This window comes from Duncaniella sp. C9 (genome assembly GCF_004803935.1).
GTDB classification, from domain to species: Bacteria; Bacteroidota; Bacteroidia; order Bacteroidales; family Muribaculaceae; genus Duncaniella; species Duncaniella muris.
In genome coordinates, this window is sequence record NZ_CP039547.1 from 2,231,614 (window position 1) to 2,246,916 (window position 15,303).

The 15,303-nt window shown below is 48.4% G+C and carries 10 protein-coding genes and 1 pseudogene; 9 read left to right on the top strand and 2 right to left on the bottom strand.

Features of this window, described 5'->3' with window-relative positions; translation table 11 throughout:
• The 9 genes and pseudogenes from E7745_RS09375 to E7745_RS09410 all read left to right on the top strand — a co-directional run bounded on the left by E7745_RS09375 (position 1) and on the right by E7745_RS09410 (position 13,460).
• Positions 1-8,361 (top strand): hypothetical protein, encoded by an 8,361-nt coding sequence (locus E7745_RS09375; protein WP_136408717.1) that lies wholly within the window; start codon positions 1-3, stop codon positions 8,359-8,361.
• A 434-nt stretch (positions 8,362-8,795) separates the two neighbouring features.
• Complete coding sequence (locus E7745_RS09380; protein WP_135472329.1) at positions 8,796-10,229, top strand: hypothetical protein; 1,434 nt, start codon at positions 8,796-8,798, stop codon at positions 10,227-10,229.
• A 72-nt stretch (positions 10,230-10,301) separates the two neighbouring features.
• Entirely contained in the window at positions 10,302-10,808 is a 507-nt protein-coding gene (locus E7745_RS09385; RefSeq protein ID WP_135472330.1) for a hypothetical protein, read from the top strand.
• Positions 10,805-11,269, top strand: a complete 465-nt coding sequence (locus E7745_RS09390; protein ID WP_124076641.1) for a hypothetical protein — start codon at positions 10,805-10,807, stop codon at positions 11,267-11,269. Before E7745_RS09385 ends, E7745_RS09390 begins: the two co-directional genes overlap by 4 nt.
• A 171-nt stretch (positions 11,270-11,440) precedes the next feature.
• Positions 11,441-11,704 (top strand): hypothetical protein, encoded by a 264-nt coding sequence (locus E7745_RS09395; RefSeq protein ID WP_135472331.1) that lies wholly within the window; start codon positions 11,441-11,443, stop codon positions 11,702-11,704.
• A gap of 11 nt (positions 11,705-11,715) precedes the next feature.
• Complete coding sequence (locus tag E7745_RS09400; protein WP_135472332.1) at positions 11,716-12,192, top strand: phage holin family protein; 477 nt, start codon at positions 11,716-11,718, stop codon at positions 12,190-12,192.
• A gap of 1 nt (position 12,193) precedes the next feature.
• A pseudogene (locus E7745_RS14855) lies at positions 12,194-12,376 on the top strand (peptidoglycan-binding protein); the annotation flags it as partial.
• Positions 12,377-12,412: 36 nt separating this feature from the next.
• Positions 12,413-12,922: an N-acetylmuramoyl-L-alanine amidase gene (locus tag E7745_RS09405; RefSeq protein ID WP_168182182.1), complete on the top strand. Its 510-nt coding sequence runs from the start codon at positions 12,413-12,415 to the stop codon at positions 12,920-12,922.
• 76 nt (positions 12,923-12,998) lie between these two features.
• Complete coding sequence (locus E7745_RS09410; RefSeq protein ID WP_136408718.1) at positions 12,999-13,460, top strand: hypothetical protein; 462 nt, start codon at positions 12,999-13,001, stop codon at positions 13,458-13,460.
• A 157-nt stretch (positions 13,461-13,617) separates the two neighbouring features.
• Here E7745_RS09410 and E7745_RS09415 read toward each other — a convergent pair whose 3' ends face one another.
• Both E7745_RS09415 and E7745_RS09420 read right to left on the bottom strand, forming a co-directional pair.
• Positions 13,618-13,884: a DNA-directed RNA polymerase subunit alpha C-terminal domain-containing protein gene (locus tag E7745_RS09415; protein WP_135472335.1), complete on the bottom strand. Its 267-nt coding sequence runs from the start codon at positions 13,882-13,884 to the stop codon at positions 13,618-13,620.
• A 115-nt stretch (positions 13,885-13,999) separates the two neighbouring features.
• Positions 14,000-15,175, bottom strand: a complete 1,176-nt coding sequence (locus tag E7745_RS09420) for a phage integrase SAM-like domain-containing protein (RefSeq protein ID WP_136408719.1) — start codon at positions 15,173-15,175, stop codon at positions 14,000-14,002.
• Positions 15,176-15,303 lie beyond the last annotated feature (128 nt).

Below are 15,303 nucleotides of genomic sequence, written 5' to 3' on the forward strand. Positions count from 1 at the left end.
ATGGCAATCACTCCAGACGAACAGCAGAGCATCGTCAGTGCCGTGCTTTCCTCAATCCGCACAAATTCTCGGACTATCGACCAACTCACGCCCGTTACATCGTTGAGCGATAGCGATAGTTTCGAGATTAACGGAGGGAAGAGAGTAACGTATAAGGTGCTCCGGGATTTGATAGCGTCTTTGTCCTCATCGGAGCAAGACTCTCTCAGAACTCTCATCAATAAGTGTGAGCTGAAATCGGCGACTATAACTGTTGCTGAAAGTACCGCCACACTTTCAATCTCGTCGGTTGGCAAGACCATCACCGCATCAATCCCAGTTGCGACAACAAGCAAAGCGGGATTGATGACTGCCGCCGATAAAGTGAAACTACAAAGTGCATATGACACCGCCCAGGCAGCCAAAGAAACGGCTCAGACTGCCAAATCCGAGGCAGAGTCTGCTCAGTCGAATGTAACTACATTATCCAATAAGATTGGAGTCCCGAATGGGATTGCGCCTCTCGATGCAAATGCCAAAGTGCCGTCCGCCAATCTCCCTGGATTTGTCGATGATGTAGTTGAGTTTAACGCTATTGTAAGTAGTGTTACAATACAACTTGCATCTGCCGCCAATAGATCAACTGATGCCGGATGTATGGTTGTCTATGACACAGACCGAAATACATTCCTGCTCGCGGTATCGAATCTTAATGTAGCCGACAAATCCGAATGGGGAACAATCAAACGCCCCATAAAGGCCCTCAGCATACCGGCAGTCGCCGCAGAAATTGGAGAGGTGCAGGGTGCTATCAAAGTATCGGACTATTGGCAACTTGAAGGCGATAGGGCGATACTTATACCATCGATGTTTACCTATTACGGTAATTGGATTGATGCAGACTCCTTTGGAGAGGGTTCTGCAAATGGTCGTGTCCCGGAATCAGGTAAGGTCTATATCTGTACTTCCGACAACAAGACTTTCCGCTGGAGTGGGTCTGAACTCGTAACAATCGGCTCCGACCTTGCTCTTGGTCATACTGCAAGTACCGCTTTCCCCGGAGATGAGGGAGCGCAGCTTCAGGAAGATATGGATAATACTCGCGATGAAGTTAACCAAGTGTTCCGACGCGTCAACGATATTGCGATATTACCCTTTAATGGGTTCTATGAGGATAATCCGGACCAAAGTACCGGCGTGTGGTTCCGTCGTTATCCTGCCAATGAAGGAGGTACTTGTTGCATGTGGTCAAACGAATACCCCGAAGGTTATTATTTCTCTGACTACAACACCACATTTCACGGATTTAGCACAATCAGAGATGATAAGGTTTTCCGCCTTAAAAATGATTTCTACCGTTACGATGGCGAGAATCTTGTAAAGGTAGGAGGAGCCTCGGTCGGTAATGTTTATAACCTCACAGCAGAACTCCCGACACCCGACCCGGAGAAGATATTCTACACCCTCAACGATTCAACCGATAAATACTATGCTCCTGCCGCAGTTTTAGCCCAGGGCAAAGCAAAAATCGGTATGGATATAACTTTTGCCATAGCCAAAGGTTCGTGGAAAAGTTACAAATACGTTGGACTGACACTTGATACCAACGATGTTCTCGACAAGGAGAATTGGCTGGATCTTGCCGGAATGTCGGCAGGCTCTGAGCCTTTTGTCAATATCAATGCAGTATGTGAAGATAAGGATTACACCCTATCTCTTGCGATTCAGGCTCTGCTTGACCTCAAACAATCAACGGGCATAGACTATCGTAAGGAGGGTATGGTCATAACCTATCGTCGGTCCTCTAATCCCTTTGTTTGGGAGACCAAGCAATATCAAGGTGCGCTAACCGACCTTACCGCCACAAATGAGGCTCAGTGGATTGATTTCGGCAATGGTGGAGATGGTAAGGTGGAAACCAAAGATACCCCGGAGAAAGACGGCAAAGACGCTCTATCCACCGGGGGTGCCTACGATCTACAACAGAATCAGTTTGCCGGGCTTGAACTTGTGCCCGACCCGACGGATTATATAATCCAGGGAGTGAGCCGTGCGGGAACTGCAATCGGGGACAGTGTGAAGATTCCCAAGAGCAACGGTGCCGGCACAGCAGGTGGCAGCACTCTTACCATCTACTGCGATCAGGCTGTATGGGGTGCTTTCGGCAGTGAGGTATCGCTTATGGTGGCTATCAAGAGCGTAAGTTACGATGGCGAGGATGAGGTTCTCGGAACAATCCGAACCATCAGTATCATCGACCCCGTTACGAACATTGAACTGTGGAGCGAGGTCAAGAACGAGCGTTCATCAACAAGTGCCGCCGACTTGAAATTCAAGTTTGATTTCACCGACTTCATCACATCGGCATCAAGTCGAGATTTCATCATTCAGGCAACCGATGCTGACGGCAACCGAAGAACCAAGACCATCACCGTTACCGCTGTCGATGTTACCTGTACCTGCATACAGACCCTCAACTACTCGACCTCGACAGCCCTTGAGGTAGGTGTGGACCGAGACAAGAGTCTGCCGATGTATAAGTTTGAGAACAACGTGTCAACGCGCCTCGGTATTCTCGTTACTACCGAGATGTTCTACAACGGTGAGTGGCGTACACTCGGCACGGCCACTGTTGTTGATTCGTACTCCCACAACATATCCATCAATCCGTGCAATGTATTCGGAGGTGGAGAGCGTCTGGAACACGGTGCATATCCAATCCGTATTCAAGGCAAAGACCTTGCGTCCGGCGTTGTCGGCAATATGGTGTATACCGCCGTGATGTGTGTTGATTCCACCAACGCCACGCCTATTGTCGTAATGCGTTACGATGATCGCACTGAGGGCAAAGTGCGCCTGTACGATTCAATATCTGTCGATGTGGCGGCATATACTCCCGGCAAGACCAATACTCCGGTAGAGGTGATGATTGACGGGCATATTGCGACCACCGTCAATTGTCCCATCGGTCAGCCTTACAATGTGAGCAAGCAGATACAAGGATATGCCACCGACGGCTCAAAGAGCTTTGATGTGTACGCCCGGAGCGGAGCAAGCAAAAGTGAAACTATCACGCTTACCGTTGAGGGGTCTGCTATCGACGCATCTTTGAAAGAGGGTGCGCTGTTCTCGTTTGATTTCTCCACCAGAAGCAACACCGAGACCGACCACAGAATCATTGACAACGGCTATGAGATGACTCTGAACGGCTGTAACTATAACTCCAATGGTTTTGTCAATGTTCTTGGCGAAACGGTATGCCGTATTGCAGAGAATGTAACCGCTGAGATTCCTTATGCACCGTTCTCATCTGCCGCTTTGGAGACTGCCGGAGCCGCAATCCAGTTAGCTTTCTCTACAAAGAGTATCAAGGATAAGAACGCTATGCTCTGTGAGTGCTATGACCCGACAGCCGGTGTGGGTTTCTATATTCGCGGCAATGAGATTGTCCTCAGTGTCCTTAACGGAACACCCAAGCAGCAGCGCGTCGGATTCAAATGTGGTGAGAAGATCACTGTTGCCGTTGTTGTGGAACCCGGCACAAAGTATGTTACCTACAAGGGTATCAACTATTCCTTTGTCAAACTGTATGTCAATGGTGAGGAATGTGCCGCCATCGGTTATCAGCCCGGTACAAGCGCACTCCGCCAAAGCAAGAACATCACGTTCAACTCTGCCAATGGCGATTTCAACCTCAACTACATCATGCCTTATTCAAGTTACATGGAATGGTTGCAGGCGTTCCGTAACTACCTCTGCAAACTGAGTAATGTTACCGCCATGATTGCCGAGTATGACAAAGAGAATGTGCTTGATACCACCGGCAAACCCTCTATGTCGCTCATGGCGGCAAAAGGTATGCCTTACTATGTCATTGTTGCAGATCAGACCACGTTCAACAACTTTGACTATGCCCTCAACGGCGGAACTTCCACCTCTGACCAATTCGCCTGCACGCTTTACTACTACAATCCACAGCACCCGGAATGTAACTTTAAGGCGATAAATGTTCTTTGGCGTCGGCAGGGTACCACCTCGGCACAACGCCCGGAGAAGAATGACCGATTCAACTTCAATAAGAAGAACAAGACCACGGGACTCAAGGCGACTGTAACTCTGCTGAATCCCGATGACAGCACCGAACTCGGCCGTAAGGCGATACTTGCCGCCAAGCATAACAAAGTATTCGTTCACGAGACCGGGCATTTTGTCGATGTTATCACAGTAAAGAAAGACTACTCTGACAGCTCGATGGCGAATGACTGTGGCGTTTGCGACCTCATGAACGCCACGTTCCGCTCCCTCGGCTCATCTTACCTCACGCCGGCGCAACGCGCCTTTGACGGTACCCAAGACCTCGGAGACGGTGATATACTCACGGGTATTCAGATGGATCACTCCACAAAGAATCACCCCATCGCTTATTTCCGTGCAACGACAGACACCTTGCAGGATGCTTGGTTTCAGGCTCGTGGTAATTGGAAAGAGGATAAGGGCGAGCAGGTGGCTCTTGGATTCAAGGACACACCCGGCTACAACCTCGGATGTCTTAACTACGGTGATTTTGTGGAGTATTTCGGTACACCCGATGAGACTCTTGCCCAGACAGAGGCGCGATTCAAGGCAGACCCCGAAACCAATACTGAAAAGGCACACGGAAACGTGTATCTCATATCTCAGTATTGCGGTCGAGATTATGCAATATATCGCTACAAGAACGGAGCATGGACTCGTTCAACCGGCTCAATGAAGCAAGTAAACGGGAAATGGGTCGTTACTGGAGATGTTCTTAACCCCGTGACGGGTTATGAACTGTTGCAGTATGCCGGAATGGACTGGTGGCAGGGTGTAAACACTGTCGAGGATATGATGAAACCGACTACGCAGAAATCCTCATGGGTGAACAAACTCGGACTCGCTGCCACTGAATACCCGGCTTGGACATACTACTTTGAGTGTATGGTCGATGATGATCAGCTTCAGGAAGACCTAGCACTCGGCAAAAAGGTTCCTTACGACCTGTTCAATATGCTCAGGTTCTTTGATTCATGCGACTATTCTAAAGTAACGGGATGGGAGAAGATATGGAAGGAGAACGCCTATCGCTATATGTCGCTGGAGTCGGCTATGGCATACACCGCGTTCACCGACTATCTCGCCGCCGTCGATCAGCGTGCAAAGAATATGCAGCCTATGTTCTTCCTTGAAGATGGGTGTTCTGTTGAGAATGGCGTTTACTCCGGCTACCGCAACATGGAGCCAACCCGAATGTATCTCAATAAAGTGTATGACTGCGATACTTGCAACGGAGCAGACAACGACGGTGGACGCGATATTGATGCGGAGGTTGACCCCAACAAGATGACTGATGAGGCTACCGGATACACTAACCCCTACATGGGTTATGGCTCCGTGCTGTTCAACAATATCGACCGTCAGCAAGAGTGCTGGAATAGCAACGATCTCGGAGTAACGACAATCTCCTTAAAGAGCGTTGTGAACCGAATGCGCAATCAGACAGCCGAGATTGGCGGAAAGACAATGGCTCCATTCTCACCGGATGGCGCAATGTATTTCTTTGTAGAGAGCCGTCTGATGTTCTGGCCCAAGACCATAGCGACCTATGATTGCGAATCAAAGTATATTGACAAGACACACTTTGCCAATATGCCATACTTCTATGCCCTGCATGGTCTCGGCTTGACATCGCTACCCCGATTCATCGAGCAGCGTTGGGCAATCCGCGACGGTTACTATCAGACCGGCGATTTCTTCACCAATCCCCTCAGCGGTCGTGTGTCGGCAATTTCCTCTAAATCCAAAATCTATATCACGGCAGCCGCTACGGGCTACTTCGGTATAGGTAATGATGCGAGCGGTCAGTTGTCTGAAACCGTCTATCTCGAGGCGGGTCAGAGCCATGCTTTTACTGATTTTGCACACGATTCAGGAGCACTGCTTTATATCTACAATCCCGGTCGAATGAGCCGCATTGACCTATCCGAGATGTCTCTTGCGTTCCATTTTGATGATTTGAGCAAGCTGGAACTTGCAGAGGAGATTATTCTCGGCGGTAACAAGCACACCGCTAACACGTCGCTCAACGGCTTTAATCCCCTCGGCTCAATAGTCCTTGGTGATATGCCGTTCTTGCGTATACTTGATGTCAGCCTTACCACTGCTACAAGTATCGACGCAAGCGGATGCCCCCGTGTTGAAAGCATCGTTGCCAATGACACGGAACTTACGACCTGCAATCTTGCTCAGACCTCACCGATCGAGACACTGACACTCCCGGCAACGATGACATCACTTGAACTTGTCAACTTGCCTAATCTCTCGTTCCCCGGCGGTCTCACCCTGGCAAGTGTCGGCAACATCACGCGCCTTTGGGTTGAGGGCAGTAAGTATATCGACACTGAGACACTTCTCCTTGATGTGGCTCGTGCAGGAGCAATCCGAGAGGTGCGCATACCCGATGTGAACGTAACGGCATCCGTTACCGTTTTGCGTCTGCTCCGCAATTCCGGTGCCATCGGACTTGATGCCTCCGGCTCGGCTTATGAGGAGAGCAATCAGTGTTCAGGTGTGATCGGCCGCTGGATTCTTACCGAACTCATCAAAGAAGAAGATAGCGACGGACTCGCCGGACTTAATAGCCTCAACCGATACTTCCCGGAATTGGAGGTTATCAACTCGCAGTATTCTCATATCTGTTTCTCGGATTTTGAGAATGATACCGAGAACATCACCAACATGGATGATAGCACGGGCTATAAGTTCGGCACTCCTTACACTGTCCCCGGCCACTGGGCGAAAGTTGAGGAGTTGAGCCACTCCTACAAAGCCACATTCAACTCACGAGACGGCAAGATGCACCTCCGTCAGATTAGTGATTCGGATTATGGCAAGATGAGGGATGGTTCTGACTACGATCCTGCCGACCTCGCCGGTGAGGGCTTTGACATCATGAAGATGATTCACCCTCATTGGAGAAAGGGTGTCAACGACTACAAGACGCAGGAGAAGCACACATTCATAAGCTCTTGTGTCAACGAGCCCATCTCAACCGCAACCAAAGTGAACCGCAAGAAACTTTCCGATATTCTGGTAAAATCTCTTGCCGCCATATTCACCGACAATGTTGTTGCCGGCGGAGACTATGAGATTACCGACAATCCCAACATGAATGTTTACGAACTTGATGTTGAGGGTATGAAGCAAGTACGCTGGCCCGGTGTCAACAACGCCATGATAGGCGCCGTGTTTGTCGGAGCGGATGGAAAGATTATCAAGAAGTTCAACATGAGCGTTGGTGCCGCTCTGTTTGACTTTGTGAATGGTGAGTATGTCTATACGGATGTTCCTAACGGAGCAGTCAAAATCGTGTTCACATCACCTGTTGGTTTTGATGATTTGGAGGCGATAGCCGTTGACAGCTCGGCAGTCGAGGCGATAGAACCCGATTGGGTGTATGTCGGCGGTTCTCTTGACAATTCCGCAATCCGTGAGTTGTGCGGAGTGTATGGTATGTCACTTGACTCTCTTATGCGTGCCAGGTCCATAAGCGGTGCTGTTACAAAACGTGGTGAGAACAACAACACCATCAATGCGGATTGGCAGTATGATAGCGATGGTAATCTTACCAATGCAACCGTTCCCTCTTCTACGATGTCAGGATCCGCCGCCAACCTCATCAATCTTTGCCGTATGCGCGGCCCCGGCTTTTACAGCATCGACTACGAGATGAGAATCGACATCGACAATCTCGTGCTTGGTATCATCGGCGACCGTGATGTTCAGGCGGTATGCGGCTATGGATGTGGTTCGGGATATTCCACCGGAGCCAACGGCATGAACGCTTACGGCAATGTAACAAGACGCTGGAATGGCGGCAACACTGGTAATATCATCTTCGGTATTCAGAACTATGTCGGCTGTAACTCCGAGTGGCAAGACAATGTAGCGGTCAATGTTCCGAGTTTCGTAGAAATGCGCCGGCAGAAATATGCTGAGGTTGCGGCGTTCCCGATTGATGCCAAATGGCACATCTACAATCCTCTCACAAAGACGGAGCGTGTTGTGCAAGGCATCACCGACACCAACGGAATGTGTGTTGCCCGTGTTAAGCACGGTCGTTATTGCGACATGATAGCCTCTCGTTGTACGACCGACACAAGCAAATACAACGAGAACTATTCCGACGGCCATTGGTACACAGCCGGGCGAAGCCGTGTCCCTCTGCGGTCGGGCAGCTACGCGTATGCGTATGGCGGTCTCGCGTACTCGAATGCGCTTCACGCCGGGACGTACTCGTTCTCGTACTACGGCGTGCGGCTGGCCTTCAGAGGCGAGTGCGTGTTCGACGACGAGGCAGCGTAAAACGCAGAGCGCGTTTTGCGAAAAAACGACAGAGGGAGAGCCGACCAACGGGAGGCTGCTCCCTCTCTCTTTATCCCGCCTCTGGCGGGTCGATAAATTTTGATTTTTCTAATTGACCGATTTTTAGTAATTTTGTACCCAAAAGGTAGATAACCTCAATGCCGTGTCCCTCTGCGGTCGAGCAACAACGCGAATGCGAATGGCGGTCTCGCGTACTCGAATGCGAATAACGCCGGGACGAACTCGAACACGAACTACGGCGTGCGGCTGACATTAAGGACTATAATCATGGGCGGGTTAACCGCTCTTATTATATAAATCGCCACACTGCAACGTCCACGTGCTGGGCAATGAAAGAGACGAGAGGTTAGAGCCTCGGCAACCCTCGCGCAAGCAGAAAGCCGGAACATAACGAAGAGCCCTGAAGGCGCGTCATGGAGATTCAGTATCCAATTGATAATCTTATCCCGGAGATTGTCAGCGACTCCAATATGTATAGTGGCTATGATTATGTAATCAGCCATTTGGAGAGCAAAGAGCAACGGGCCAAATATGCTCCCGACAAGGAGCCAAAGACGGAGTATGATTTTAATACTCCCGAAGAATACGCCGCATATCTGGAACAACAGATTTATGCGGCGAAAGTGCGTGATGCTATAATCGGCACTCTGAAAAGGCAGATTGCCGATGGCTCTTTTAGGATCACGCTGAAAGATGTAAAGACACTACGGGTTAAGGATGGACCTAAAGAGCGGGAGTGCCAGGCACCTAAAGTCCCAAAGCGTGTCGGATGCCATTGTATAATGGTGGTGGTTGAGAAATACACTTATCCCTCACTGATTCACAATACGGGAGCCTCTATCAAAGGAAGGGGTATGCACTGGATGCACCATATTATTGAGGATGATATTAAGGCGGTGCCGGGACTGTTTACCCACTATTATAAAAATGACATTTCCCATTATTACGACAGTATAAGCCAGGAGCGGATGAAATGCGTAATCCGGCAATACATCAGTGACTCCGTTCTGCTTCCGATTCTTGATAGTTTCATAACGCTGCTCCCCGAAGGACTTTCAAAAGGATTGCGTTCATCGCAGACTTTCGGAAATCTCTTTATTTCGCCGGTCCACCATAAGATGCTCTCTATGGCAGAACGATATTTCATATCAAATGAGGATGGGAGTGTCGAGGTCAGATATCTCTACTACAACTATTGCGATGATACTGCAATCGGGGGCAATGACAAGAAACGGCTCTGGCAGTTGCGGGATGTCTATGTTGAGGAGATGGCAAAACTCGGTTTGACTGTCAAACCTAACGAGGCGGTTAGACCGCTTACGGATGGTCTTGATATGGTTGGTTATGTTCATTATCCGACTCACACCCTGCTCCGTAAGAGAACGAAACAAAATGCGGCCCGGAAGCTGGCTAAGGTTAAATCTCGAAAGCGCCGACAAAAAATCATAGGCTCTTTCAAGGGTATGGCTTGCCATGCTGACTGCAAGCATTTATATTTCAAATTAACACATCATCAAATGCAAAAATTTTCAGAGATGGGAATTTCCTATACTCCCGCAAACGGAAAGGAAATGCTCCCCGGCAATGTCGTAAGACTCGCCGCCCTCCAGAATAAGACCATCGAGGTTCACAAGTTCGTATCCGGGCAGGAAACCGGCTACGGCAAAGACCGATATATCGTATCGTGCCGCGACCCGCAGACGGGAACTTGGATGAAATTCTTCACCTCCTCCGAAGAGATGAAACAGATACTCGAAAAAGTTCGCGACGTTGACGGATTTCCATTTGAGACCATCATCCAAAGCGAGGTATTTGACGGAAACAAAGTAAAATACAAGTTTACCTAAGAATCAGCTTTTCGGTCATTTGGCTCAACCTGCCGTTTTTCGTTGTATATTAGCGCAAAAATCATTTTTGCGATGAAAAAGATATACGGCGCCAAAGAGCGGCAAGATGGCTTATACTCTATCGGCCGCAACAAATGGGAGGTGTTCTTCGGGTTCTGGAAAGACAATGAAGAAGATGAAAACGGCTTCAACCTCCGCAAAAAATACACCAAGAAGCCGACAAATGAGGAGATTATCAGCGACATCTTCGATGCTCTGAACAAGATGTGCGATGATAAAATCCTCTCCGGCCATACATTCAAAGGTATGCCCGTGTGGTTGTCTAAGGAGAATCAGAGCAACTACGAGACAGCCCGGAACATTGCCCGTGATACCAACGGGGAATCTCTGCCGGAAACATTCAAGTTTGGCGGCGATTTCGACTTGTACCTCTACGACTTCAAGACATTTGAAGATATTGATGATTTCTATATGGGCTGTTACCGATTCATCAAGCAGTGTCTTGCCGAGTGTTGGGCGTACAAAGCCGAGGCGTTGGCATTATTCCCGGTTGCGAACATAAGCCTGCCGGAGTTATGATAGCCAGTGTCGTTATTTCGGCTGTCTTATTTGCGGCATTGATTATCGGCTATGCGTTGAGGCATAAGCATCCCGAATCATTGAGCGCGATTTATTACGGAATGGCAAACGGGTGGATGTTCCCACTTACTCTCGGAGTTTGTGCCGGGCTCATTATCGCGCCGATGTTTGAGATTACGCCGGAGAGGTTTCAGTTCCTTGTGTTCCTGCTTATGGCAGGTGCCATGTTTGTTGCCGCAAGTCCTAAGTATCGTGATGGTCTTGATGGCCCGGTACATTATACCTCTGCCATAATTATGTGTGCTGCTCTATTGGCATGGGTGATAGCAATGGGATATTTTCCATATTTCGGGATTACCGGAGGGATTGTAGGACTATTCAAGCGGAGGTATCTCGTATATGCCTTTGAGGTCGGGATGCTGGTCAATTTATTCTATGTCTTGATTTTTGAATTAGTGTAATATATTAGTGAGTATGTGCATGAGATGGTGCGAATCGAAAGGTTCGTGCCATCTCGCTTTTTTTGCAAGTCGCTTAAATAGGGCGATTTAAGGTGTTTTGCTTATGTCGGTTTTTCGGCAATTCGTTGAATGAGTGGCTTATTCACTTACTTTTGGGCAAAAATAAGACTTATGAAGATAGCCAACGATAAAATCAAACATTTCTCGGCTTGCGCCGTAGTATCATTCACAGCATCAGCCATAGAGTTTAATGCGGAATATCACAACGCATGGATCGCCGGTTTTATCGCTGGCATGGCTATCGGTGTCGGCAAGGAGTATGGTGATAAATGTGCCATAGGAAACAAATGGGATTGGTCAGACATAGGTGCCGATGCTCTCGGTTCGGTTGTCGGTGCGACACTTGGCTCCCTTTTCACATTACTGAAACATTAAATCTTTAAGACATGAACCATATCTCTGAATTTCTCCGCTGGGTGTTCACGGCTATTGGAGCCATAGTAGCAATACTTGAACCAACATTGCCATATCTCATCATTTGCACCCTTATGATATTCGCCGACTGTTTCACCGCCTGGCAACTATCCAAACGAGCCAGAAAAGCTCATCCCGAAAGAGTGAGCGACGACGGCAAAAAATTCAAATCTCAACATTTCGGCAAGGTCATAATGACGGTGTTGAAAGCATGGGCTCTTATCATCATGGCGTTTCTCATGCAGAAGCACATCACCGATGGTTTGCCTATCGACCTTACCAAAGTGGCAGCCGGAGCGATATGCTTTTGGCAGTTGTGGTCCATCCTTGAGAACGAGTCCAGTTGTAACGGCGCAAAGTGGGCGAAACTTCTTCAGCGCATCGTTGTCGATAAGACCGAGCGGCACTTTGACATAGACCTGTCCGAAATCAAATCTAAAACTGAATAATATGACTACAATCAAGAAAGGTAGCCGGGGCGATGATGTGAAGAAGCTCCAGCAGGCATTGAACAAAGCCTGCAACTGCGGTCTGAGCGAAGATGGTGTTTTCGGTGCAAAAACGGAAACCGCTTTGAAGGACTATCAAAGGAAATATGGACTGACTCCCGATGGGATAGCCGGCCCCAAGACCTGGAGCAAGTTGGGCTATTCAACATCGGAGGTGCCTATGTCCCGTCTCATCGACGAGATTATTCTCCATTGTTCCGCCACCAAAGAGGGCGTGAACTTCACAAGCGACTCGGTCAATGCCGCCCACAAAGCGCGCAAGTTCTCAACCTATGTTGATTCCAAGACCGGGAAGACACTTTACATCGGATATCACTTCTATATCCGTCTTGACGGAACAATAGAGGAGTGCCGCCCCATAAACGTGCGCGGATGCCATGCGGTCAATCATAATGCACGCTCCATCGGCATCTGCTATGCCGGCGGTCTTGACAAAGCGGACACCAACGGCACGAAGATAAAGGACACAAGAACACCGGCCCAGAAAGCAGCAATCCTATCACTCTGCAAGCGACTGATTGCCGAGTATCCGACAATTAAGCGCATCATCGGGCACCGCGATACATCGCCCGACCTCAACGGCAATGGAGTTATTGAGCCGTTTGAGTATATCAAAGGCTGTCCGTGCTTTGACGCTATCCCGGAGTACAAACATCTTTTCAAAGTATGAGCCGATGAAGAACCTTGTTATAATCGTGGTATCACTTGCCTCTCTCATGCTTTCCGGGTGCCACTCATCTAAGCAGATGTTACCCTCAACGCCCGTCATTGTCAACAATACGGATAGCGTCAGGATTGAATATATCGAGACCGTCAGGATTGATACCGTTACCATTGAGGTGCCGGTTCCGATGGAATCAGCAAAGCAGGTAGTGCCGGATAGCACGAGCCACCTTGAAACATCTCTCGCCGAGTCCGACGCTTGGATAAATGAAGATGGTACACTCGGCCACTCGATCAAGAACAAGGAGCAGAAACTGAAAGCCGATGTGCCGGTGCCTGTCAAGGATACAAAGACCAACAACACCGAGGCAACAGTCAGAGAGGTGCCTGTTCCTTATCCCGAGCCGGTGTATATCGAGCGTGATTTCTCAAAATGGGAATCGTTCCGGCTTGATGCGTTCTGGTATCTTGTGGGATTAGTTTTGATTTCTTTAGGCTGGATTCTACGAAAGCCTTTGATTACTGCCATTAGGAAATGCTTATAGCAATTTTGATTATGTGTGAAAAGAGCCACGTTGTGAAACGCGGCTCTTTTGCTATGCGAACTTTTAAGAATGTCGTTAGTAATTGGTAGTGGAGCGTCTTTGATGATGTAAATTGATGATGTGTGACGCTCCGGGCTGTCGAGATGGCAGCCCTTTTTTATTTGGCGAGTGATAGACCGTGATAGGCGAGGAATTTTTCAAGCGTCTCAACTGAGATCCTGCCGAGTTGATTAATTTTTCTCAACCCTTTGGCGGTTTGATTTACCAAATCGCCGAGTGTTCTGATTCCTGCTTTTTCAAGAGGGCAAAGGATGCGTAGGGAGATGTCAAACTCTACAAGGTGAGCTTTCAGCAACCTCTCCATGTGGAGCCTCGGCTCATCGTATTTGTCAAATTCATTGCTTGTGGAGGGAGTGTCAAACATGGCTGATTGAATTGATGGGTTAATAAAAAAGCGGAGGGAACCACCCCTCCGCCAAAGTCAAACCAATAAGACCTTTCAGATGGAAAGAACTTATTGATAATGCAAAGTTAACACTTTATTTCAGATTATCCAGCACCTGTCGCACGGCTTTTGTAGCTTTATCAGGCGTTACCGAGATATAGGCGTAAAGAGAGGTGCCGCCTTTGTCAACTCTATGGCCCAGGATATAGTCAATGACACTCTCACTGATGCCGAGGTCAAAGGCGTGCTGGCTGAATGATTTTCGCGCCGAGTAGAATATGAGTTGTTTGATGCCCGTTATCTCTGCCAACTTGGGCATATTGACATCGAAGAAGTAATGACAGTTTGATTTTCTCTGAAACTCCGTTACACGGATGAAACCATCGGTGCCCTTGTGACGGGCAATAATATCCTTAGCCTCGTCTGGAATACGGAACTCTACAAACTTGTTCATCTTTGGGCGATACTCGGTCTTTGTCCTAACGTAGTGGATTGTGTCGGTCTGCTCATTGAAATTGATGTTGAGCAGATCAATCATGTTGATACCGCCAAGATAGTATGAGAGCATGAAGAGGTCCCGGCATTTCATGATGTTAGGCTTAACGCTCTCTATGTCCCGGATTTTTCTTACCTCATCTACGGAAAGCCAAGATTGGCGAACCTCCATCTTTGGCAACTCATATCCGGCAAAGGGGTCCACTCGGAACTGCACATAGCCACATCGCTTGGCATAGTTTAGCAAGACCATCAGGAACACGAGATAGTTGCGAACAGTAGTGGGTTTCAGCCCGCGTTCACGGAGATACTTGTCGAGTCCCAGGATTGTCCCGTGTGTAATGTTCTCAACAAGCATCTTCTCGCTGAGGTGCCCGCTGATAGTTTTCCAGATGTTCACATAGCCCTTGTATGTTCCCGGCTTGATGTGGGCGTTATCCATATACTCCTCGTAGATCGATAATAGGGTGCGGTGCTTATAATTTCCTGCGTTTTTGATTTGGTAAACGAGTTCCGAGCAGGTCAGACCGTTTGTGTATGCCAAATCATCGATCACGCCTTGATAGCGTTGTAGAAGACCACGGAGTTTGGTATTGAGAATGGCTGCATCCGGTCTTTTGACTATTGAGCCATTCTTAAACTCTTTGAGGGATTCGATTGTGATGTCAGTTACTATGTAGCGAGTTTCTCCATTGTGCGCCACTGAGATTCTGACCTTATGCCGACCACCCTTGAGGACTTTCGCCGGCACAATAACTGCGTTCAAGATTGCCATATTTCGGACAATTTTTAGGAAATGTTTTTAGCTCAAAGGGTCAATTTGACGATTGTCGGCTATTGTCAAAAATGACCCGATTTGAAAAGGGTTACTAACAAATCCTATTGAAGTTCAGTTATTTCAGC

What these genes read in the sequence shown, in the direction of transcription:
- E7745_RS09405 (WP_168182182.1), top strand. Translation starts at nt 12,413, where the DNA reads ATGTCCCGTCTCATCGACGAGATTATTCTCCATTGTTCCGCCACCAAA.
- E7745_RS09415 (WP_135472335.1), bottom strand. Translation starts at nt 13,884, where the DNA reads ATGTTTGACACTCCCTCCACAAGCAATGAATTTGACAAATACGATGAG.
- E7745_RS09380 (WP_135472329.1), top strand. Translation starts at nt 8,796, where the DNA reads ATGGAGATTCAGTATCCAATTGATAATCTTATCCCGGAGATTGTCAGC.
- E7745_RS09375 (WP_136408717.1), top strand. Translation starts at nt 1, where the DNA reads ATGGCAATCACTCCAGACGAACAGCAGAGCATCGTCAGTGCCGTGCTT.
- E7745_RS09385 (WP_135472330.1), top strand. Translation starts at nt 10,302, where the DNA reads ATGAAAAAGATATACGGCGCCAAAGAGCGGCAAGATGGCTTATACTCT.
- E7745_RS09420 (WP_136408719.1), bottom strand. Translation starts at nt 15,175, where the DNA reads ATGGCAATCTTGAACGCAGTTATTGTGCCGGCGAAAGTCCTCAAGGGT.
- E7745_RS09400 (WP_135472332.1), top strand. Translation starts at nt 11,716, where the DNA reads ATGAACCATATCTCTGAATTTCTCCGCTGGGTGTTCACGGCTATTGGA.
- E7745_RS09390 (WP_124076641.1), top strand. Translation starts at nt 10,805, where the DNA reads ATGATAGCCAGTGTCGTTATTTCGGCTGTCTTATTTGCGGCATTGATT.
- E7745_RS09395 (WP_135472331.1), top strand. Translation starts at nt 11,441, where the DNA reads ATGAAGATAGCCAACGATAAAATCAAACATTTCTCGGCTTGCGCCGTA.
- E7745_RS09410 (WP_136408718.1), top strand. Translation starts at nt 12,999, where the DNA reads ATGTTACCCTCAACGCCCGTCATTGTCAACAATACGGATAGCGTCAGG.